This window comes from Microcoleus sp. w1-18aA5 (assembly GCF_036701705.1).
Lineage (GTDB): Bacteria > Cyanobacteriota > Cyanobacteriia > Cyanobacteriales > Microcoleaceae > Microcoleus.
In genome coordinates this window covers 140622-162860 of the sequence record NZ_JAUPTE010000002.1, presented here as the reverse complement: position 1 = coordinate 162860, position 22239 = coordinate 140622, and the positions used below count along the sequence as shown (strand labels likewise).

20 protein-coding genes and 1 tRNA gene are annotated in these 22239 nt (G+C 45.6%); 14 read left to right on the top strand and 7 right to left on the bottom strand.

The genetic code is table 11. The features are described from left to right. Positions 1 to 396 precede the first annotated feature (396 nt). The 4 genes from hpsJ-A to rfbB all read right to left on the bottom strand — a co-directional run bounded on the left by hpsJ-A (position 397) and on the right by rfbB (position 4265). Positions 397 to 1074: an HpsJ-like protein, cyanoexosortase A-associated gene (gene hpsJ-A, locus Q5691_RS01715; RefSeq protein WP_333216922.1), complete on the bottom strand. Its 678-nt coding sequence runs from the start codon at positions 1072 to 1074 to the stop codon at positions 397 to 399. A gap of 178 nt (positions 1075 to 1252) precedes the next feature. After that, positions 1253 to 1921 carry a cyanoexosortase A system-associated protein gene (locus Q5691_RS01710; RefSeq protein WP_333216920.1) on the bottom strand — a complete coding sequence of 223 codons (669 nt, stop codon included), beginning with the start codon at positions 1919 to 1921 and terminating at the stop codon, positions 1253 to 1255. Beyond that, positions 1921 to 2772 carry a cyanoexosortase A gene (crtA, locus tag Q5691_RS01705; protein ID WP_333216918.1) on the bottom strand — a complete coding sequence of 284 codons (852 nt, stop codon included), beginning with the start codon at positions 2770 to 2772 and terminating at the stop codon, positions 1921 to 1923. The genes Q5691_RS01710 and crtA overlap by 1 nt, the downstream gene beginning before the upstream one ends. 386 nt (positions 2773 to 3158) lie before the next feature. Further along, on the bottom strand, positions 3159 to 4265 hold the full coding sequence (rfbB, locus tag Q5691_RS01700; RefSeq protein WP_333343802.1) for a dTDP-glucose 4,6-dehydratase: 1107 nt from the start codon (positions 4263 to 4265) through the stop codon (positions 3159 to 3161). Between the two features lie 357 nt (positions 4266 to 4622). Between rfbB and Q5691_RS01695 the strand changes: the two genes are divergently transcribed. From Q5691_RS01695 to Q5691_RS01680, 5 genes are all read left to right on the top strand, one after another. Next, positions 4623 to 5165, top strand: coding sequence for a hypothetical protein (locus Q5691_RS01695; protein ID WP_333343801.1), 543 nt, complete (start codon positions 4623 to 4625; stop codon positions 5163 to 5165). 465 nt (positions 5166 to 5630) lie between these two features. Continuing rightward, complete coding sequence (locus tag Q5691_RS01690) at positions 5631 to 6236, top strand: DUF1517 domain-containing protein (RefSeq protein ID WP_333214329.1); 606 nt, start codon at positions 5631 to 5633, stop codon at positions 6234 to 6236. A gap of 108 nt (positions 6237 to 6344) precedes the next feature. Further along, a complete protein-coding gene (locus Q5691_RS01685) occupies positions 6345 to 7226 on the top strand; it encodes a hypothetical protein (protein WP_333214328.1) in 882 nt (293 codons plus the stop codon). Positions 7227 to 7250: 24 nt separating this feature from the next. Then, positions 7251 to 7331 (top strand): hypothetical protein, encoded by an 81-nt coding sequence (locus tag Q5691_RS27650; RefSeq protein ID WP_445242648.1) that lies wholly within the window; start codon positions 7251 to 7253, stop codon positions 7329 to 7331. Positions 7332 to 7408: 77 nt separating this feature from the next. Next, a complete protein-coding gene (locus Q5691_RS01680) occupies positions 7409 to 8443 on the top strand; it encodes an S-layer homology domain-containing protein (RefSeq protein ID WP_333308468.1) in 1035 nt (344 codons plus the stop codon). A 95-nt stretch (positions 8444 to 8538) separates the two neighbouring features. Here Q5691_RS01680 and Q5691_RS01675 read toward each other — a convergent pair whose 3' ends face one another. Then, entirely contained in the window at positions 8539 to 10119 is a 1581-nt protein-coding gene (locus Q5691_RS01675) for a peptidoglycan-binding protein (protein ID WP_333343800.1), read from the bottom strand. A 134-nt stretch (positions 10120 to 10253) separates the two neighbouring features. Between Q5691_RS01675 and alr the strand changes: the two genes are divergently transcribed. The 4 genes from alr (at position 10254) to Q5691_RS01655 (ending at position 13924) form a co-directional block, all read left to right on the top strand. After that, positions 10254 to 11456, top strand: coding sequence for an alanine racemase (gene alr / locus Q5691_RS01670; RefSeq protein WP_333214322.1), 1203 nt, complete (start codon positions 10254 to 10256; stop codon positions 11454 to 11456). 246 nt (positions 11457 to 11702) lie between these two features. Next, positions 11703 to 12551, top strand: coding sequence for a mechanosensitive ion channel family protein (locus Q5691_RS01665; protein ID WP_333158594.1), 849 nt, complete (start codon positions 11703 to 11705; stop codon positions 12549 to 12551). 47 nt (positions 12552 to 12598) lie between these two features. Continuing rightward, the gene (locus Q5691_RS01660) at positions 12599 to 13738 is read left to right on the top strand and encodes a patatin-like phospholipase family protein (RefSeq protein WP_333343799.1); all 1140 of its coding nucleotides are present in this window, start codon (positions 12599 to 12601) and stop codon (positions 13736 to 13738) included. A 97-nt stretch (positions 13739 to 13835) separates the two neighbouring features. Beyond that, positions 13836 to 13924: transfer RNA gene (locus Q5691_RS01655), tRNA-Ser, on the top strand. A gap of 154 nt (positions 13925 to 14078) precedes the next feature. Here Q5691_RS01655 and Q5691_RS01650 read toward each other — a convergent pair. Beyond that, entirely contained in the window at positions 14079 to 15017 is a 939-nt protein-coding gene (locus tag Q5691_RS01650; RefSeq protein ID WP_333159904.1) for a serine hydrolase, read from the bottom strand. 108 nt (positions 15018 to 15125) lie between these two features. On the opposite strand from Q5691_RS01650, the gene Q5691_RS01645 reads away from it, so the two are divergent. After that, positions 15126 to 15833, top strand: a complete 708-nt coding sequence (locus tag Q5691_RS01645) for a C40 family peptidase (protein ID WP_333159902.1) — start codon at positions 15126 to 15128, stop codon at positions 15831 to 15833. 52 nt (positions 15834 to 15885) lie between these two features. Further along, positions 15886 to 16890, top strand: coding sequence for a glycosyltransferase family 2 protein (locus tag Q5691_RS01640; RefSeq protein WP_333159900.1), 1005 nt, complete (start codon positions 15886 to 15888; stop codon positions 16888 to 16890). 133 nt (positions 16891 to 17023) lie between these two features. Here Q5691_RS01640 and Q5691_RS01635 read toward each other — a convergent pair whose 3' ends face one another. Further along, the gene (locus tag Q5691_RS01635; protein WP_333214320.1) at positions 17024 to 18196 is read right to left on the bottom strand and encodes an IscS subfamily cysteine desulfurase; all 1173 of its coding nucleotides are present in this window, start codon (positions 18194 to 18196) and stop codon (positions 17024 to 17026) included. Between the two features lie 96 nt (positions 18197 to 18292). On the opposite strand from Q5691_RS01635, the gene Q5691_RS01630 reads away from it, so the two are divergent. The 3 genes from Q5691_RS01630 to ldpA all read left to right on the top strand — a co-directional run bounded on the left by Q5691_RS01630 (position 18293) and on the right by ldpA (position 22089). Continuing rightward, complete coding sequence (locus Q5691_RS01630; RefSeq protein WP_333343798.1) at positions 18293 to 18961, top strand: hypothetical protein; 669 nt, start codon at positions 18293 to 18295, stop codon at positions 18959 to 18961. A 215-nt stretch (positions 18962 to 19176) separates the two neighbouring features. Next, positions 19177 to 20499, top strand: coding sequence for a four-carbon acid sugar kinase family protein (locus tag Q5691_RS01625; RefSeq protein ID WP_333343797.1), 1323 nt, complete (start codon positions 19177 to 19179; stop codon positions 20497 to 20499). A 438-nt stretch (positions 20500 to 20937) separates the two neighbouring features. Next, positions 20938 to 22089: a circadian clock protein LdpA gene (ldpA, locus tag Q5691_RS01620; RefSeq protein WP_333343796.1), complete on the top strand. Its 1152-nt coding sequence runs from the start codon at positions 20938 to 20940 to the stop codon at positions 22087 to 22089. Positions 22090 to 22239 lie beyond the last annotated feature (150 nt).

Here is a 22239-nt window from a genome sequence, read left to right as displayed (position 1 = left end):
TAGATTTTAGATTTTAGATTTTAGATTTTAGATTTTAGATTTTAGATTTTAGATTTTAGATTTTAGATTTTAGATTGTGGATTTTAGATTTTAAATTGTGGATTTCACAATGCCAGACCGCGTCTTGGTGCGCTCCTCTTCGAGGACTGCGCTAACGACGGATTTGCATCATTCTCGGTGTTTGCTATCGGCAATAAACAAGATTTATTACCGATATCTTTTGAAAAGAAGAAGAGCCAGCGCTGCACCCAACGAAATTTCTAGGGTTTGAGGGTCTTCTTAACCACCAAGACGCGGGCGGCGTGTACAGGGCGCACCTTAATCCTCAACAAGACTTTCCGGGTGCACCTAGCGCACCTTACTAGCTCACAAATCGCAACTCAAAACTCAAAACTACTACCGAGCCCAGTCAGTACCGCGCCACAGCGTAAAAAACAAAACACTAGAAATTAGCGCGCCCAGTAGCCACTTAATAGCATTTTTAAATAACCCCAAGCGCTGACTAGACTGAACCGCAGCACTTTGCGTCTGTAACCTTTCCTTAGCCGGGGTAATTCTCGAAAGAATTTGCTCTTTCAATTGCTGTGGGTTTTGCGTATCCGCTGGTACTCCCAAACGGGTAAGTTCCCCGGCCAAATTCCTTAAATCTTCAGGACTACCCTTATTCAGCCGTTCTTCCACCTGCTGCAACTGAGCTAATTGTTGGTTTGCTTGAGTAGTAATTTGCTGGTTGTTTTGGTTGTTGACGTAGATAGTGCCAAAAATTCCCAAAGGCAGCATCAACAGAAAAAGCAGACCTAGCAGCAGACACACCCAAGACAAAACCTTCAAAAAAACGTCTTCCAAGGCTCTGCGATCGTACCCTTCGCCAAAAAATATCAGCGCCATTGCCAGTAGAGGAACTGGCACTCGTTCCACTACAGCCCCAATCGTCTGCAATTCCCAGAGGCGATTACCAAAATTTGCTGGTATAAGAACTGCAATTGTATCTAATACAGACAAAATTAATAGACCGTAGCCAATCCAACGCAGTCTGTAGATAGAAAAACCTTGTTCGCCTTGTAAGTCATTCATAAAATAATCAGAGTTGTTGTTAAGAAAAATCTCTCTTGACCCCGCTCAAGAACGGATACAAGCTCCCGACAACAGTCGTGGAGAGTCAAAAATTTTAGACTCTTGTTCAAGCTTCCAGATTCACCTGTGGAGTAAAGCTAAAAGCTAAAAGCTAAAAGCTAAAATCTACTGAATCGAGTCAAGGATCGGGGAATCGCGGTTGCCACCACTCATACCAAGAAACCCAAGCATTCTCTAGAATTTTTTTGGCATCTTCTGGAGTTGTTTTATCCAAAGGCACAGACATCTGAGTCCACAAACAGCGCCGGTCTTGAATATTTCCCCTACCTAACAACCAAAACAGAATACGGTTTGGCTGCCAATCGCGAGTATTTCGATTATATCTAAACTGTTGGGAAGTTACTGTAGCACTGCCATTAGGATTGATACACGAACTCAAGTACAGTCGATTTTGCTGTTGCAAAATTCCGTGAAACCCCGCGCCTTGAGTGTTTGCCAATGCTAGTTTAACAGGATACGACTTGAGAATAGTATGTCCTTTCATCATACCTTCCACATCCCCAATGGTGTTTACCGCATAGCGCATCTCTATTTCTAGATCCATGCTATTTTTTTGATATTCATATTTCCTGGCAGCTTTGAATTCTGAATTTTCCTTAATTTCCAGAAGCGCGCTCTTGTTTAGTTTCCAATCGGCTAGAGGCACCGACTCGGGAAACTCAAACGGGGTTGCCACATTCTTGCCATCCGATGGATAGAAAACCAATTTTCCGGCAACCAACAAAACGCCTCCCAAAGTAACAGCCAACAGGGAAAGCCTAAGTGGTTTCCAAGAGGTAATAGCCATTAGCAATTCTGTCCTTCCTGATTTGGGGGTTGGTCTTTCAAAATTGCGAACCAGCAGAATAACCCGAAAATAAATACAGCAATCATCGAAAATATTACCGAACCATTTCCTTCGTGCCAGTATTTAAATGCTTCTGGTTTAGATAGCGATACCAGCACTGCCAGGAGACCAACTCGCGCGGCATTAACTAGAAATGCAGTAATTATGGCTACGAATGGCAATACAATTTTCTGACCCGTAGTGGTAGGAAACATCAGTAAGAAAACCAGAGCTAGTCCTAACAATTGTAGCATCGCATTTACGCCGGAACAGCCGTGATACACTTCCACGCTGCCCTTTTCCAGGATGAGAAAAACCCCTTTCCGCACCACTTCAAATCCTATATAGTGCAGGAGGAAAGCTGAAAATTTTGCTGTTAATAGGGCGACATCAACGAAGACTCCGATTAATCCGGGAGGAATAGCTGTATAGCCAAGAATTAGAAGTTCCTGCCAATATTGTTTCAGTCCTTTTGTGCCGGAAGCCAGCAATGCAAGACTGATTCCTGACAAAAAAGGCGTTGCTCGGATGAAAAAGTCGTATCCAGATATCGACGAGCTTTTTAGCAAAATTAAAGCAATTAACGATGACCCAAAGACGCTGGCGAAAATTCCGCTTTCAAAAGTTAAGGATTCGTGCCTTTCCCAAATTAAAAATGCTACGACTCCCCAAAAAAGTAACATTGTACCGAACAGGTCAGTGTCGTTTGTTCTGGAAGTCAGAGTTAGGTGTATGGCAATCAAACCGGAGGCGATGCCTAACAGCCAGTATTTAGGTTCTTGGATGTGCTTGAGCGAGTTTATTTCGGTCATTGCTGCTTTTTGTTTTTCCTAAAAGCTTCTAAAAGGCTTAAGCTTGTAACTCTATTAAAATTATCAGCTACAAACACTTAAATTTATGCGTTTGGGATGATTTTTCACTAAATCTTCACAAAGATTGACAAGAGCAAATATGTGTGATATCTACCTTCACCTAATTAAATCTGAAGTTAGGAGCAAAGACAAAAGAAAACTGATTTTTTAACTCGGATCGATCGCACTTAACGAAAGATTTTCCTCCGTCAAACCCGGTTTCTGCGCCAAAAGTTAAAATGTAAAGCTTGAAGGCAAGACAGAAACCTTTCTGGACGCACTCTTGAGCTGAAAAACCAGTTTTTTAGTGGTTCTGGTTCGTGGTAGCCCGTGCGTCCATGAGTAGATTAGTTAGAGTAGACTTTCCGGTAGTAAGTTTGATATTCCTCCGAAAGCAGGGGTTCCCACCACTCCCGATGGGCTAAGTACCATTCTACAGTCTGTCGCAAACCTTCTTCAACTGTTACTGAGGGAGTCCAACCTAACTCGGTTTTAATTTTGGTGGCATCGATAGCATAACGCCGATCGTGCCCGGCTCTGTCTTTGACAAATGTGATCAATTGTTCGCAAGGACGGGCGGGTAAATCAGAAGCTAATTCGTCCATTAGCTGACACAGCATTCTGACTAAATCGAGATTTTTGACCTCGTTGTTGCCACCAACATTGTAGGTTTCCCCAGGCTGACCACGGTGAATAACGGCATCTAAAGCGCGGCAGTGGTCGAGAACGTAGAGCCAATCTCGCACGTTTTGACCGTCGCCGTATACTGGCAGCGGTTTGCCCAATAACATATTGATGCACATTAATGGAATGAGCTTTTCTGGGAAGTGATAGGGGCCGTAATTGTTGGAACAGTTGGTGATAATTGTCGGGACGCCGTAGGTGTGGAAATAGGCGCGGGCGAGGTGGTCGCTGCCAGCTTTGGAGGCTGAGTAGGGACTGTTGGGCGAGTAGGCGGTTGTTTCTGTGAAGGCTGGGTCATCGGGGCTGAGACTGCCGTAAACTTCGTCGGTAGAAACGTGGAGGAAGCGCATTTGTGCTTTGAGAGATGGCTCATCAATTGCTTCAAAATGCTTGCGGAAGGCTTCTAAAAGTGTGAAGGTTCCGACAACGTTGGTTTGAACAAAGGCGGCAGGCCCGATAATTGACCTGTCAACGTGGGATTCTGCGGCAAAGTGCGCGACTGTGGTGATGTTTTCTTCTTGGAGCAAGGTATCGACTAAGGTTCGATCGCAAATATCCCCCTGCACAAACCGAAAATTTTCGCCTCCTTCCAAAGTTGTCAGGGTTTGTCTGTTTCCGGCGTAGGTTAAAGCGTCGAGTACGACTACTCGATCGCCCGGATAGCTGCTGCACCAGTGATGCACAAAATTCGAGCCGATAAATCCAGCCCCGCCCGTCACCAACAATCGGCGAGGAGCTCGCTCAATGCCTTGAGTCGCGTTGTCTGTCATAAAAATAAGAGTTATTCCAATAACTAAGCCTTTACAAAAGTAGCCTTAAAAGTAGTTTGTCACCAACTGTTTGCCACTCTGTAATTAAAATTTCTACTGTCTCACCTCAGATTTTGTAATTTGGGCGCGATCGAAGTATTGGTTCACAAAACTTGAACTTCTACCGAGCTGTTAGTCCAAATGCTTACAGACTAAGCATTTCAGATGTTTAAGCTGGCAATTTTAAATTTGAATTGTGTGAGGCTATAGCTGACTTTTGCGATCGATCCTCGATATGGGCGGCGCGCAGAGTTGATACATTTGTAAAGAGCTGTTACCATTAATTTTTTAATTATCCTTTACAATCTGCACAGCACCATGAAGAAGTTTCAAGTGTTAGCTGGCATTGCTTCCGTCGTCGCGATCGCAAGCAGCATCGCCATAGGTGACGCCGCATCTGCTTTCCCCTGTTCCTACAGCAAATCAGGGGCAGCTAAATCTGGTTCTGCGACAACGATCCTAGGTTCTGGCGGCTCGGAGCGCATGAATCCGTGGAAATCATACAAAACAGCAGCTCTCGGTTTCCTAGGTTTGGCTGGAGTTTTGGGTGGCGGAGCGGCCTACATGAGCTACCGTGCCGGCAAGCGCGCCTCTGCTGCTTGCGCTGCGATGACCGATAATTTTGAAGTTTTTGAAGAGTCGGCTCCGATGGCAGATGCAGGTGTTTCTGGACACATGGAAGTTCCTGCCTTGCTCGATTTGACGGCGGCGGGTGCTGTAGCTGAGTCAGCAGATGCGGTTGCAGTCGTTCGCGAACACCCAGAAGCTCCAGGCGGCGAGCTGGATTTGCCAGTTTCGCCAGGTGCTGAGTTGAGTTCTGAAATTGCGATCGAACAAGTCCAAAGCGCGATCGTAAAATAGTTATCTCAAACCAAAGTATTCGCTTAGCGCACCTCCAATCTTCTAAGATTGGAGGTTTTTTGAGTGGAAATTATCTAGCCTACAATTTCTTGTCCGGGCATCGCGAAGCACTGCCAACAATAGACAGATGAATCGATAGCACACAATCTCATATTTCGGCAAAGCAAAGGAACGCCGAATTAAGCTAAATAAAAAAAACTCTGGCTACAATCATCAATCTCATAGCAATTATTAAAAGTCGCCGCTCTCCGTCAGGACAATGCTGTGCCGTTTCCCTACTGTATTTGAACTGTATTTGATCCGATTGAAAACTGTTATAAAATTAGATGAGTCAAAGCGAGACAGTACGCTGCCGAGGCGATCGCTCAAAATGCCCTCGATATCAATCTGAGGTTAGACGGCAAGAGTGCAAATCGCCTGCTATCGTTGGAAATATAGCCCTACAGATTACAACTAGAGGTTATTATGAATGCTTGGCGCGATCGATTCAATCAATTTACAGGTAAAACTAGATTGGCAGTTTGCCGGGTGTTCGTTCACCTAACAGGCGAAGAAGTTGCACCGCTGTTAGGAGTTCTCAATCGCACCGCCAGAGAAGCAATTGATGCCGATGGCGACATAGCAGTTTTAGGAGAAGGTCTTGTAGAAATTTGCAATCACCTGTTGCAGTACGACAACTACTGGCAAGCAGCCGCCAATGAAGGCGATGTTTTTTGGAATGAAGGCGAAGCCGGCGATTATGTGGATGAACTTTTCACTGATTCAGCCGATCGCTATCTCAGCGAGCCTCAATACAGTACATCTGTTTACGATAAAAAATCCCCCTTGTCTTTGCCGGTAACTAGAAATGTGGTGGTGATGCTGACAGTTGCTTATGAAGGCGAAGTTCCTGCCCTAGAAACTGACCTCGCTGACATCAGCGCGCTTAAAGTCGGTTTAAAAGCACTGATTAATTTACATTACCAAGAAAGGCTCCGAGCTGTGCAAGTTCACTTTTCTCCCGCACAGTTGGGAGACGAACTTACCAACGACCAAGTGTTGGTCAATTTCCCAGAACTTATTCCCCTTTAAGGAAGGAGTAATTAGTTATTAGTTATTAGTTATTAGTTATTTGCTACCAATGCGCGCTGCCCCATGCGCGATGCCCAATGCCCAATTACCAATTACCAATTACTATTTATGATGCTGCGAAGACTGACAATTTATTTAATGGCTTTAACTTTTTTATGGACGGCAACCGCCTGCGGTTCTCCTAGTAGACAAACTTCTACAAATCCTGCTGGCAATCCAAATATTAACACAGTGCGTCCTGCACCAAACAATAACTTGGCTCAAGGTCAATATCCTGTACAGCAAGCTACCTACGACGATGCGGATGGCGAATACAGTTTGATGTTGCTGAATACTCCCGCCGGCAGTCCCCCAGTTTACCGGACTAGGGATTTGCAAATGGCTCGCTTAACAGATGAAGAAATATCAGCAGGCAAGAAAAGTTATCTAAACTTGGATAACAATCAAGCGGTTTTGCATTTGACAGAAGATTTTAAAATTGAGTACGTCCACAACGTTACCGAAACTGTTCCTAATCCTCAAACCGGTCAGCCACAAACCGTAGTAGTACGGCAGCAATCTGGCTTCTGGGCGCCGTTTGCTGGAGCTGTTGCCGGTCAGGCGATCGGCAGTTTGTTATTTAGACCGCAATATTATATGCCGCCAGTCTATCAGCCTGGAATTATGACAGGATATGGCGGCTATGGCAATACTTACGGTCAAGCTGTTAACCAATATCAAACTCGCTACCGAACTCCGCCTCCAGAGGTGAGAAACCGTCAAGTTTTAAGGACAACCGGCCGCCTGCGATCGCCCACATACAACCAGCCAGTAAGACCCTCAGTACGTCCAAATGGCAATCGATCGACCGGTTCGGGTTACGGTGGCAGCACTTTGAGGCGATCGCCGCAGCCACGTCAAAATCAAAACAAGCGGCAGCCAAGTTTTGGTAGTGGCAGGAATTCTCGTCAACCGAGTCGGAATCGCTCTTTCGGGAGTAGAAGGCGCTGAGTTGAAGATGGCAAAAATCAGCAAATGACATCGGTAAAAGTTGATTTTATATATTCTCCCGATGCCACGCCGCCGCAGGTAGGGAGAGTGAAAACTTTGGAATAATTGATTTAGCCTTCTCTGTTTCCCCCAGACCAAAAAAATATGTGATTTAATTTCTACATTAGTATGTAGGTGACAATATGTCTTCTTCACAACCCCCGTCAGGGGAAAGAAATCCTCTAGGATTGGATGAATTGATTGCTATCTTGGTTGCCTTCGGCACGATGGGAGCAATTTTATTTTGGGTAACAGGTAAAAATCCCGATCGATTGAATGCCAGAAATTGGCAATTTCCAGCCGTTTTTTCTCAGCCTGCTGTTACGCCCGCGACTCCGGGAATATTAACGCCAGAATCGCCAAGTTCGGATTTGCGATCGCCTGCTGCAACCCCCGTTCCGTTAAAACAGGATGTCGCACCTGTTGCACCTTTAGGGCCGATTTTACCGGAAAATCCTCCCGTGGGTGTAATCGTTGTTCCTCCCAAGCCAATTGCGCCATCGACTCCCAATCCAGCAATTACCCAACCCAAAGCCGATAAACCCAAAGCCGATAAACCCAAAGTTGGGCCCGTTAGATTCTCCGATGTTCCAGACAAATATTGGGCGCGTCCGTTCATTGTCGCTTTAGTCGATCGCAAAATCTTTACTGATTTCACCGACAGCAAATTTCGGCCCGACGAACCGATGACGCGAGCCGAACTAGCACGCTTGATTCAGCGAATGTCCGACGACAAAAAGCCGATCCGAAAACCGATTGATTTTAAAGACGTAAAAGACCAAAGTCCTGTCGCTCCGGCGATCGACCACACCGTCACAACTGGATATCTTAAAGGATACCCAAACAATGAGTTCCGTCCCGACAAAAATATTCCCCGTGTCGAAGTCATCGCAGCTTTAGCGAGCGGTTTGAGCCTGAAACCATCAACAAAAACAACCAAAAGTTTACAAGTTTATACAGACAGGGCAAAAGTGCCGAAATGGGCAGTTAACAAAGTAGCAGCAGCCACAGAAGCTGGCATTGTTGTCAACCACCCGAAGCGCGCACTTTTGCAGCCGAATAGAACAGCAACTCGCGCTGAAGTAGCCGCCATGATTTACCAAGCTATGGCCAAAAAAGGTCAAGTACCTGCTAAGTCTTCTGAGTATGTTGTGAAGCCTGTAAAGTTGTCCAAGTAATATTTTAGGGGCGATGCTCAGAGCAACGCCCCCAATAACATTTAATCGCTCTTGTTTGTAGTCAGGACTGAAGCCCTCACTACGAAGCACCTAAATTAATCTTGAAACACCATAATGCTGCCCGAATAGCAAGCTACCCAAACCTGATTAGTTTCCGGATCGTAAGTAATCCCGATCGGGCTGGAATTAACCTTGACTGTTTGCAGCACTTTCATATCGCTCGTCCTAACTTTGCTAACAGTATTCGAGAAATAGTTAACTACATAAAGCAGTTTTCCCTGATCGGAAATAGTCATGCTGCGAGGTGCTTTTCCTGTCGAAACTTTGTCCACCACTTTACCAGTTTGTAGGTCAATTTTTGCTACATTTCCTTCACCGTTCAAAGTTGCATAAAGATACTTTCCATTGGGATCGATCGTCAAATGACGCGGCGCATTGCCAATATTTCTCAGCCATTCTACCGAAAAGTCTATCAGATTGACTTTCGCAATATTGGAAGAACCCATGATGGCAACATAGGCATTTTTTGAGTCGGGAGTGACAACAATACCCCGAGGATATGCACCCAGTTTCACTCGCTCGATTTCGATATTTTTATTGATATCAACTACGCTCAAATCCCAACTGCACCAATTGCTAGCAAGGGCGAAGCGATTGTCAGGCGAAACAGCATTGAATTTCGGCACTGCACCTACAGGAATTACCTTTTCTATTTTTAACGTTTGGGTATTGATGCGGTACAGAAAACTTTGGTCGTGTTTTGCCGCTGGAGAACACCTGTCGGTTCCCGGATTGCTAAACCCCGAGCCGTACATTTTGTAGTTGGAGACGTAGGCATATTTTCCATCGGTTGAAAAAGCAGCTTCTACGGGAGAGCCTTTATAATTGCCTTTGAATTTAGAAAAGCCGAACTTCGACAAGTTTACTGTATCAGGAATAGTCTTGACTAATTTAAAGTTCCTGTCGTAAACTGTGATTGTGTGGCGGTACATCATGTTTTGAGCAAAAAACAAGCCGTCTCCCGAATAAACTATTGATTTTGGCGATATATTGCCATAAATTGTTTTTTTCAATGTCATTTTTCCTTGAGGGTTGTCTGGAGGATTTACTAGCTTTGTGGATGGTAATTCACTTTCTTTGTCCTCGGAATTTTCAGTTTTAAATGGTGGCAAAGATGGTTCTTGAAATAGAGGTTTTTGGGGCTGATTTTTAGTTGGATCTTCTAGTTCGTTTGTGTTTTCTGTGGCGGTAGGAGATGGCGAAGATTTATCGACATTGGGCGAGATTTTTTTCGCAGCTTCCATGCTGGCGTCTTCCGGCTTACCTTTCAGTGCTGACAAGGTTTTAGGGCCAACAATTCCGTCAACTTTCAGGTTGTTCTCTGCTTGAAACTTTTTCACAGCAGCCTGGGTGAGAGAACCGTAAAATCCTGTAGCCTTACCGCGAAAATAGCCTGCGTTTTGTAGAGTTTTCTGGAGTTCGGCTACTTCCGGGCCTGAATCACCTTTTTTGATGGCGAGTGCGGGATTGACTAAGTTGAAAATTGTGAGAGCGATCGTAAAGAAAAGTAAAGCAGAAGAGGCTAAATTCAGGTGCCTTTTTGAGTGGGTCGATCGAGTTTGACCCGCAGCCGTTTCCCAAGTTTCAGCTAAATGTAGGTAGGCCAGTCCGTCCATAGTTTTTACCGGGTATTTTTGGTGCTATGATACACCAGTTAACTTTGATGAAAGAGAGAATCTTATTATAATCAAACTTAGGGTAAAATCTCCAAGCAGTTTTTAATGGTGTAAGCAAGTAGGAGCGATCGACAATGTGGAGTGGGGAACAAACAACCGCAGAATCAACGACAAAAGAATCCCGCCAGACTTTGCTGTGGGACGATAACGGGGGACTTTGCCAGCGGGCTTGGGTAGAAATCGATTTAGCAGCTTTAACTCACAATGTAAAACAGCTTAAAAAACTCTTATCTCCCGATACAGAACTGATGGCAGTTGTGAAAGCGGATGCTTACGGGCATGGTGCTGTTGCAGTCAGTCAAACAGCATTGCAAGCAGGTGCTAGTTGGCTGGGAGTGGCGACAATTCCCGAAGGAATAGAATTGCGAGAAGCTGGGATAGAAGCGCCGATTTTGCTGTTGGGGGCAACCCATACAGCCCCACAGGTAAAGGCGATCGCCCATTGGCACTTGCAGCCCACTATTTGTACTGCCAAACAAGCCCTAATTTTTTCGGAAGTTCTCGCCGATATCAACCAATCTTTGCCAGTTCACGCTAAGTTGGATACGGGAATGTCTCGCTTGGGTACACCCTGGCAGGAAGCTACAGAATTTGTGCAATTAGTCAAGCGGTTGCCCAATTTAAAATTAGCCAGTATTTACTCTCACTTGGCGACAGCCGACAGTCCAGACCCCGCAGTTATGAGAGAGCAGCACCAGCGGTTTCAACAGGCGATCGAGCAAATTAAAATAGTAGGAATTAACCCTCCTCGCCTCCACTTGGCAAACTCTGCTGCCGCCCTCGCTGACCCGGATTTGCACTACGATTTAGTGCGAGTCGGTTTAGCTACCTACGGTCTTTATCCAGCACCTCACTTACAGTCGAGATCCAATTTGAAGCCCGCAATGCAGGTAAAAGCTAGGGTAACGCAGGTGAAAACAATTGAAGCAGGAACCGGCGTCAGTTACGGCTATCAATTTATAGCTCAGCGGCCGACACAGATTGCCGTAATTGGTATCGGCTATGCAGATGGTATTCCGCGCAATCTTTCTAATAAAATGCAGGTTTTAGTCAGGGGTCAATTCGTGCGGCAAGTGGGCGCGGTGACGATGGATCAGTTAATGCTGGATGTAACTGACATTCCAGATTTAGAAGTCGGTGAAGTGGTGACGCTGTTGGGCAAAGATGGGGAATATCAAATTACTGCTGACGATTGGGCCGCGACTTTAGGAACTATTTCGTGGGAAATTCTCTGCGGTTTTAAACACCGATTGCCCCGCGTAGCAGTACACTATTAACAATAGTCCGGCAGGGGTTTAAACCCCTGCCTCATAGCTAAAGTCGGTTGAAACCGACTCAAGATTTTGAGCGAGTAAATTATTGATTTTAGTCCTCTTTGAGAAGACTTTAGCTATGAGACAGGGGTTAAAACCCCCTGTCGGACTCTCCGACTTATGCAGAAGACTGAGACTGCGTTTACCAATGCCCAATGCCCAATGCCCAATGCCCAATTCTCAATTTCCAATTCCCAATTTCCAATTGATATGACAGTTATTCAGAAGTTTTTACCAATAGCCCAAACCTTCTATTCTCAGCTAAATGCAGAAAGAACACAAGCCTTGGAACTAGCCCAAGAATTCTCGAAAAAATTCGTAGAATTGGGGTTTAAAATTGTACCTCAACTGCTGTGGGCGATCGGCATTTTGTTAATTACGCGATTTGCGATCAACTTTGCGGGGCGCGTGACTCGCCGTGCACTGAGTCGCACCGAAGCCACGCTGCGGAAATTCTTAGTTCAAGCTGCTGAAATTACGATTTTGGTAGTGGGAGTAGTCGCCGCTTTGAGTCAGTTGGGAATTCAAACTACCAGTGTGGTTGCGGTGGTGGGTGCAGCGGGTTTGGCCATTGGTTTGGCGTGGCAAAATACTTTGTCGCACTTTGCTGCTGGGGTAATGTTGATTAGTTTGCGACCCTTTGAAGTCGGAGATGGGATCGAAGCTGGCGATGTTAAGGGAGTGGTGGACAGCATCGGGATTTTTTCAACAACTGTGGTGACAGACGATCGCATAAAAATTATTGTCCCGAACAATCAGTTGTTTAACGGTACACTGAAAAATACAACGGCAATGGGAACGAGGCGAGTAGACTTGAAGATTGATATTGGCGATCGGCCAATTCGTCCAACTGTAGCTGAGTTATTAGAAATTGCCCACTCTCACCCGCTGGTGCTCGAGAATCCGCCCCCGACTTGTTTGGTAGCCGAGATTACTCCCGATACAACTATTTTATCTCTCCGACCTTGGTGCGCGTCGGTGGCCTACGAACAAGTGCGATCGCAAGTTCAACAATACGTCAAAGAGGCAATGGATGCCGACCAAAATCAAGAACCATAGATATCTCTCTAAAATCTCAAACCCAAAATTGATCCGAGGTATTTCCCATGAGCAAGTGGTATCCCCAGCAAATTTTGCAAGAACCCGGTGTCAGAATCACTGCCACCGAGAAACAAACAATTCTTAGCAAATTTCCGCCTCCCGACGACAACGGTCAAATCTATGCCGACGGGGTTTTTGAAGGCGGTGGCGTGCGCGGAGTTGCGTTTTTAGGAGCACTCAGGTGCTGCAGCGATTTGGGCATCAACTGGCGAAAATTGGCCGGCACTTCTGCCGGTGCAATTACTGCGGCAGTATTGGCAACCGACTTGTCAATTGATGATTTAGAGGAAATTTTAGGACAGCTCGATTACAGCCTATTTTTAACTCAAAAAAACAGTCCTCTAATTTTAAACGGCGACCCCGCCGACGACTTGCAATCTCCTGCTTGGACGCTGCTTTTCTTAACAGTTAGCCGTCAGATGGGAGAATATTCGGCGCAGCCATTCCGGCAGTGGCTGGAAGCAATGCTCGGTCGAGGTAACTTGCACACTTTTGCCGATGTCAAACAAATCGTAAAAGACCGGGAATTAAAAGTAGTAGTATCGAACCTTACTCGCGGTGAAATGTTGGTGCTGCCCGACGACTTACACCGACGCGAATCGACGGATTCCGATCCTTTGTACGAGCAGTTGCGACTCAAAAGCGCTGAATATTTTAGCGTTGCTGAAGCCGTTCGGTTGTCGATGAGTATTCCGCTCTTTTTTGAACCAGGAAAACTCGGCGATGACTTAATTGTAGATGGCGGAATTTTGAGCAATTTCCCCCTGTGGATTTATGACAAACAATCCGTCGGTGCGACTCTTGTGGCACCGCGCTGGTTTACCTTTGGGTTTCGATTAGTCGATACCGGAATTGAGACTAAAGCTAAGATTGATACTCCCCTGTCGATGCTGGCGGCGATGTTTAGAACGATGATGAAAGCAAGAGACCGCTATCACCAGCGAGAAATGGATAAGGGCAGGGTGATTAATATTGATGTGACTGAAGCTGGGGTGACGACGACGGACTTTAATCTCGATGGCGATCGCAAGGCTCACCTGTACCGCTTGGGGTATTTGTATACTAAGAGGTTCTTTTTGAGTTCCAATTTTAGTTGGGAAAAGCACTTGAAGGCCAGGGGCTTTGGGGAAGAGGCTGGAGGTTGATGTCGCGAAAAGTATACAGAGTAAGGGATTGAGGAATTTTTAAATTAGGGGTTGGCAAGAATAAGATGTGTGTGCTATAGTTAGTTACTGTCATCTTGGAGAGGTGGCTGAGTGGTCGAAAGCGGCAGATTGCTAATCTGTTAAGGGTGTTAACATCCTTCGAGGGTTCAAATCCCTCCCTCTCCGTTTTAGAGCTTCTAGGAAAAAATTCCTTTTAATCAAATTTTTGGACGGGATAGAAGCCCATACCACAAAATTTCCATGTGGGATGGGCTTCTAGCCCGTCCCAATTATTTTTGCAGTTCAAGTCTAGTCTAGCCGCAATAATCAACTACTAAATCTAATTCAATGTCTTCATCGCTTCGACAAATTGCCGCGATATAAATGGCAAAATCTCTTCATTCTTGCTATTCTCTTTCCCCTCGGTAAATACAACCAACAAATACGGCCGCAAACCGGATATTTCAATATAAGCAGCATCGTGACGCACTTGACTTGTCAGTCCCGCTTTTGACCACAATTTTGCTGATTCTGGCAATCCCCCGCCTAAAAAACCTGTAACTTGATTTTCGGGATCTGCCTCTAATTCTGCTGGGTCTAAACTGCGTTTCATTAGACCCATCATTTCTTGCGATGCTTGGGCAGAAACAGCTACGCCGCCGATTATACTGTGCAGCAAACGCGCCGCTGCATTTGTAGTCAGCATATTTCTATTTTCCATTAACTCTCCCAAAACTGCTCGCTCGCGACCGTAGGGGCCGTCACACCAGGTTTTCTGATTGACGTTAATATTTTGTAATTCCGGCCAATCTAATGATTGAAAGTAACGGTTGACGATGTTTCGCTGCTGTTTCCAAGTTTCAAAGGGGGCGGGTGATAATTCTGGGCCGCTGGTGGTGCCGGTGAGGGCGTCTACTACTAAACTGGTGGCGTCGTTGCTGGAATCAACTATCATATCTCGGACGGCGCGTTCTAATTCTGGCGATGTTTGAATCATGCCTTTTTGCGCCCATTCCCAGATGGCAACGAGGTAGAATAATTTGACGATGCTGGCTGGATAAATTCGTTCGGAAGCTCTAGCGCTAAAACCTCGCGGTTGATATTTCCAAAATTCTTCTGCACTCAGGGCGCCGCCTGTATTGACTCGCACTGGGGGATCGTAGACTATCCAGGTAATGGCTATACGATCGCCACTTAATCCTGTAAATTCTGACAATGCGGAGTCTATAATGCTACTGCCGAGGTTTTCTAATTGTTCGTCTTTGTGAAAAAATGTCATGGTTAATGGCTGACGGTTAACGGTTAACGGCTAGCAGCTAATGGCAATCTATCGTTAAATGCGAACAATAAATGCGAACAATTAACAGCACACAATGAGCAATTAGCAATGGCCAATTATCAATTATCTGATGTTGTGGAGTACCGGGCCCGATCGCACATAAATATTTACGATTCCCCAAAGTGCGATCGATTGGCAACTCAAGCAGCGCTGGGGCGACATTTGCGCGTCTTTGACCCCCCCCTAAGACAGAGCGATGTAAACTTGGATACAACGGCTGTGATGGTGCGGCTGTGCGAAGATGATTATCCGGGATGGCTGGATATTCGAGATGTTGAGTTGCTCGCTCCGACAGAAACATTGTACAATCCTCTCGTGGTTTCTGAGACCCAAATAAAGGAAAAATTACCACTTGTAATTACTTTTGCTCGCGAGGCTATGAACCAATCCAATTATTATCTTTGGGGCGGTACAGTCGGGCCGAATTATGATTGTTCGGGCTTGATGCAAGCTGCTTTTGTGGCTGCGGGAATCTGGTTGCCGAGGGATGCTTATCAGCAGGAAGCTTTTACTAAACCTATTAGTATCAGTGCTTTAAAACCGGGAGATTTAGTATTTTTTGGTACGCCTGAAAAAGCAACTCATGTAGGATTATATCTCGGAGATAATCGCTACATTCACAGTTCTGGAAAAGCACAAGGTCGCAACGGTATCGGTATCGATGTTTTGTCGGAGGATGGCGATCTAGTCAGTCAAGCTTATTACCAGCAATTGCGGGGATATGGTAAAGTTGTGGAAAGTTATCAACCTAGTTAGTTGTTGACGGTTGACTGTTGACGGTTGACTGTTGATATTATCGAATAAAAAAATGGACGCTGCATTATTTTTGGAAAAATTGGCGAGACAGCAAGCTGAGGCTGAGGTTGTTCTCGATGTTTCGGTGGTGGTGCCGGTGTATAATGAGGTGGAAAGTTTGCCTCATTTGATTGAGGCGATCGCCTCTTCTATCCAACCATCGGGACTCAGCTATCAAATTATTTGTGTAGATGACGGTTCTAAGGACGGTTCTGCTGAACTTCTGCAGCAATTAGCCAGCACTCGCGATGACCTTTGTGCTGTAATTTTGCGCCGCAATTACGGGCAAACTGCTGCCATGTCGGCAGGTTTCGATCGCGCTCGCGGCCGTGCTATTGTTACCCTTGACGGCGATTTGCAAAATGACCCGGCTGATATTCCGCTGTTGTTGGCAAAGTTAAATGAAGGCTACGATTTAGTTAGCGGCTGGCGCAAAAATAGGCAGGATAATACTATTAGCAGGTTGATTCCTTCTAAAATTGCAAACTGGTTAATTGGTCGCGTTACAGGCGTAACTTTGCACGACTACGGCTGTTCTTTGAAAGCTTATAAATCAGAGTTGGTAGCAGACTTGAATCTGTACGGGGAATTGCACCGCTTTTTGCCAGCGTTGGCGTTTATTGAAGGGGCGAGAATTGCAGAAATGCCTGTGCGACACCACGCCCGCCGTTTCGGTCAAAGTAAGTACGGAATTTGGCGGACTTTTCGGGTGTTGATGGATTTGTTAACTATTTCTTTTATGAAAAAGTTCCTGACTCGACCGATGCACGTTTTTGGACTTTTGGGACTGAGTTCTATGACCTTGGGAACGGTTTTAGGAATTTATTTGACAGTCTTAAAATTGGGTTTTGGTCAAATTATTGGAAATCGTCCTTTGCTGATTTTGGCTGTAGTTTTGCTGTTGACTGGCGTGCAGTTATTTTGTTTTGGTTTGCTGGCGGAAGTGATGATGCGGACTTATCACGAGTCGCAGGGAAAACCGATTTATCGGGTGCGCGAGGTGTTTGGTTCTAAGTAAGGGTTCGATACCAATTATACTCTGCCATAAAAAGAGGGAAAGTTTTGAGTTGTAAGTTAAATAATTTAAAACTCAAAACTCAAAACTATTTCCTAATCTTCAATTCTCTCATCTAAAATCTCAAATTTCAAATCTAAAATTGATTGACTTTTTGAGCTTGTCGGAGAGATGTAATAGTTGCGATCGCGTGTTCGGCGACTGCATCTATTTCGGCTTCGGTATTGAAGCGGCCAATACCAAACCGAATTGAAGCATAAGCTAATTTGTCCGATCGCCCGATCGCTGCTAAAACATGAGATGGAGATATTTTCGCCGAAGTGCAAGCAGATCCAGAAGAAACTGCCGCCGCCGGTTGCAAACCCAACATCAACGCTTGACCGTCAACCCCGGCTACACTAATATTGAGATTCCCCGGCAATCTCTTCGTAGCGTGACCGTTGAGAAAAACATCGCCCAATTCACTCAATTTTTCCCACAAACGCTGGCGCAAATTAACCACTCGTTCTGTTTCCGACGGCATTTCTGCAATTGCCAATTCTACTGCTTTGGCAAACCCAACTATTTGCGGTGGGTAGAGAGTTCCCGATCGCATTCCCCTTTCGTGGCCTCCTCCGTGCATTTGCGGCGCTAGCTGCACTCTCGGTTTGTTGCGGCGCACGTAGAGAGCACCGATCCCTTTTGGCCCGTAGATTTTGTGGGCTGTCAAGGACATTAGATCGATATTCATCTCCTCTACGTCGAGGGGAATTTTGCCGATCGCCTGTGCCGCATCTGTGTGAAAAAGAATGTCATTTCCGCGACAAATTGCAGCAATTTCTGCGATCGGCTGGATGACGCCAATTTCGTTGTTAGCTGTCATCACTGAAACTAAAATTGTCTCGGCCCGAATCGCTTTGATCAAATCGCCTATATCAATCAGCCCGTCGCTTTTCACCGGTAAAACAGTAATGTCAAACCCCAATTTTTGCAAATAGGTACAGGGGTCGAGAATTGCATTGTGTTCGGTTTTTACTGTGATAATGTGCTTTCCTTTACTGAAATAAGCTTCGGCGATGCCTTTGATCGCTAAGTTATTTGCTTCGCTTGCACCGCTGGTAAAAACAATTTCTTCGGGGGAAGCATTTATCGCTTCTGCTATGATTTGTCGTGACTGTTTTACTGCTGCTTCTGCTTCCCAGCCGTAGACGTGGTTGATGCTGGCTGCGTTGCCGAATTGTTCGGTGAAATACGGCAGCATCGCATCAACTACCCGTGGATCTACCGGGGTTGTGGCGTGGTTGTCGAGGTATATAGGACGTACGGACATAGTGCAGTTTTGGTTTGAAAAAGTGTTAGGTTTATTGTAGACGAGCCCCTTGTTCTACTACAAAACTTTATAATTAACATATATTTGTAAAGATTTATGCGAGCTGACATTCAGGGATTAGAAATTACTCTCGGTGAGCTCAAGCACCTCACCGGCGCCGGGCCCGATCGCGTATACCGGCCGCCGACAGCGACTAAGTTTGCCCGCGAAGCTTTGAAAACTGTCGGTTTAATTGTTTTGGTTCTCATCAGTTGTTGGCTGCTGGTTGCGATATTTCCTAGAGCTTATTTGTGGTGGTTCGCCCTTCACTTCGCTGCGATCATCGGTTTAATCTTTGAGGATGCGTGGAAAATTCAGTGCAGCCGCCAAAACCCACATTTAATCAATCTTTTTGATGATGTCGATCGCTATAATGGTATAATCAAAGCGATCGAAATTAACGATAGGATAGAAGATGCCGGCAATGTGGCAGTAAAAATCGGCGATCGAGCCAAAGTTATTCAAGCTTTGCAACTAATCAGAGACGATTTAGTTCGAGCTTTGAAAACTGAAAGAATTCTTAGGGAAAACAAAAAATTTGTCGCTACTAACTCAGAATTATTTGCCAATAATTTAAAAAATTTGAATGCCCTCCAAATTAGCGATCGAGCCAGCGAACAGGGGCGATTGCTCAACGAAGCTTTGCAAGTAGCCGTGGGAGTTCAAGCAGAAATGAAAAAGTTGCAAGATCGAAACGCTGCTAATTTTAAAAATGGCAAAAGTTAGTAGCGTCCACGGCTGCGTGCGCCTCTTACCCAGTAGCAATATGCAGCTTACTGAACCGCAACAGGCAGGATGCCTGTTCCACTCGAACTCAAAGACATTTTTAAAATTATGAATTAGGAGAATTGTTAAAAAAATATCATAATTATTGTAAATTTTTTCCTGTTACGTAACAGGTAAGGATATCTTGGAAAGGTGACGTTAACAACCAGGTCAGTATGTCTTCTGCCAAACCCAAGATTATAGTTCTCGACGACGATCCGACTGGTTCTCAAACCGTGCACAGTTGCTTGCTGCTGACACGTTGGGACGAAGACACCCTGCGTTTGGGGCTGCGGGACAAGTGCCCGATTTTCTTCATACTGACAAATACTCGATCGCTAACTCCCGAAAAAGCAGCCTCCGTCACCCGCGAAGTGTGCCAAAATCTAAAAAGGGCGATCGCCAGCGAAAAAATCGAAGACTTCCTAATAGTTAGCCGTTCCGATTCTACCCTGCGCGGTCACTATCCCATCGAAACCGATGCGATCGCCGAAGAACTTGGCCCCTTCGACGCCCATTTTCTAATTCCCGCCTTTTTTGAAGGAGGCAGAATTACCCGCCACAGCGTGCATTACCTAATGGTTAACAGCGTCGCAACGCCTGTACACCAAACCGAATTTGCCAAAGATTCAGTCTTCGGCTACAGTCACAGTTACCTGCCAGACTACGTAGAAGAAAAAACCAAAGGTCGCATCAAAGCTGATGCAGTCGATCGCATTTTACTTGCAGACATCCGCTACGGAAGTTTAGATCGACTGATGGAGATGAAAGACAACCAATGTGCAGTTGTTGACGGCGAAAGCCAAGGCGATTTAGACACATTTGCGAAACACATTCTCGCTGCTGCCAGTCAAGGCAAAAAGTTTTTATTCCGCAGCGGGGCGAGTATTTTAACATCCTTAGCTGACCTCGGCCCGCAGCCAGTAGCAGCCGACGAAATGGCAAAATACGTGAGGGACGGGAAACCGGGTGCAGTAATAGTTGGTTCCCACGTTAAGAAAACTACTGAACAATTGGAACGCTTGTTAAAAGAACCCAATATAGTTAGCATTGAAATAGATGTATCTCACTTGTTAGAAGATTCATCAGAGTATCGCACCCAAATGCTCGATGAAACTCTCGAAAAAGTCCGCACTTCTCATGCCGATGGTAAAACGCCTGTAATTTATACCAGCCGCAAGGAACTCGAATTTGACAATGCAGAAATTAGGTTAAAATTTGGAGAAGCGGTTTCTGCTTTACTGATGGATATCGTGCGGGGACTGCCTACCGATATCGGGTTTTTGATTAGCAAGGGCGGCATTACTTCTAATGATGTTTTGAGTACAGGTTTGTCGCTAAAAAGTGTCAGGCAAATCGGTCAAATAATCGCAGGTTGTTCGGTGGTGAAAACCGATACAGATCATCCTCTGTTTCCCAATTTACCCGTGGTTTTGTTTCCGGGAAATGTGGGGGATAGCCATGCTTTGGCTACGGTTTACAAGCGGCTGAGCAAGTAGTAGAGCTCGTTGAATCGCAGATTAACGCAGATGAATGTAGCTTCAAGTTAGGGAGTAGAATGTTCATCTGCGGTTCGTCGCTGGGTTTCAATGCTCGATCGAACTTTATGGCAATGACGACTGCACGGCCACTTCCAAAAAAATCTTTAGTCTACTTTTTCCTTGCCAAATCCACCGAAATATGATATCATAGAAATTCTGTCCGTAAGTCAACGTGTCACTCAAGCCGATCGCCAAAGTGGAAAATAGCCTCATCGTTAGGCACTATCAAAAAAATTAGATTTCTCAAAAATACTTACCTCAGAACTCTACATATAGAGCCAACAGCACCAGATATACTGCTATCAGTAGCGTTTCCAGCTTGTACCCGCCTAAATTTTCAAATTAAGTAGAAATTTCCACATAGTAATTTTTAGCTGAAAGGATTAGCATATAAGGGTGACAGAACATTATCATCCCCTAAACTCATTAAAAGATGGCCATTGGTTCAAGCTGATCTGTGGGGCGAGCTTTCAACACCTGCCTGCTGTACGGAATCTCACCTTGGCTTACACCTTAGCAGGCGCTGACTGTATCGATGTCGCGGCAGATCCCGCCGCCGTCGCCGCAGCGAAAGAAGCCCTACAAGTGGCCAGCGAATTACAGGCAAGAACTCAAAACCGCAGGTTTGGCGGCAAAGGGTTGCCGTTGCTGATGGTGAGTTTAAACGATGGAGAAGACCCGCATTTTCGCAAAGCCGAATTCAACCCAGCCGATTGTCCGGCGGACTGCTGGCGGCCGTGCGAAAAAATATGTCCAGCCGAAGCAATAGTTTTTCAGAGTGCTGGCAGTGGTTTTTCCGGGGTGATAGACCAGCAATGCTATGGCTGCGGTCGCTGTCTGCCGATTTGTCCGAGCCAACTAATTTATACTCGTTCTTACGTGTCTGCTCCCGCCGCGATCGCACCTTTAATCTTGCAATCCGGTGCGGACGCCCTAGAAATCCACACGCAAGTAGGCAGAGAGGCAGATTTTGCGCGACTTTGGTCGAGCATAGCTCCCTGGGTCGCTCAACTCAAGGTAATAGCAATTAGTTGCCCCGATGGAGACGGTTTGATTGATTATTTGCGGACACTCTATCAAATAATTTCCCCCCTTCCTTGTCCGCTAATTTGGCAAACGGACGGTAGGCCAATGAGCGGAGATATCGGAACAGGAACTACTAGAGCCGCGGTCAAACTCGGTCAAAAAGTTTTGGCTGCCCAGTTGCCGGGATACGTGCAACTTGCAGGCGGCACTAATGCTCACACTGTCAGCAAATTGAGAGCCGAGGGACTGATGAAGGATGCCGGGAAAAATTCGTCAGATCCCCCTGTTCCATATATTGCAGGTGTAGCTTACGGCAGCTATGCCAGGGTTTTGCTATCGCCAATTTTAGAACAGTTAGAAACAATGCAGACCGATCGAGCCTATGCCGTTCCGGTGGCAGTCGCGCGGCCAGGAGCCGGAGTTCAAACATCTCGGCTACCTCAGCTCGAAGCCGTCCCAGAACTTCTCTCACAGGCCGTAAGTTTAGCTCGTTCTCTAGTTTCCCCGCTCAAAGAATTTTAGTCAGTAGTCATTAGTCAGTAGTCATTAGTCATTAGTTAGTGGTTAGTAGTTAATTCCAACAACAACTGGCAACTGACACATAACAACTGGCAACTGACAACTGTTAACTGACAACAGACTAAAAAGTTGAAAACGTCACCGAACACATCG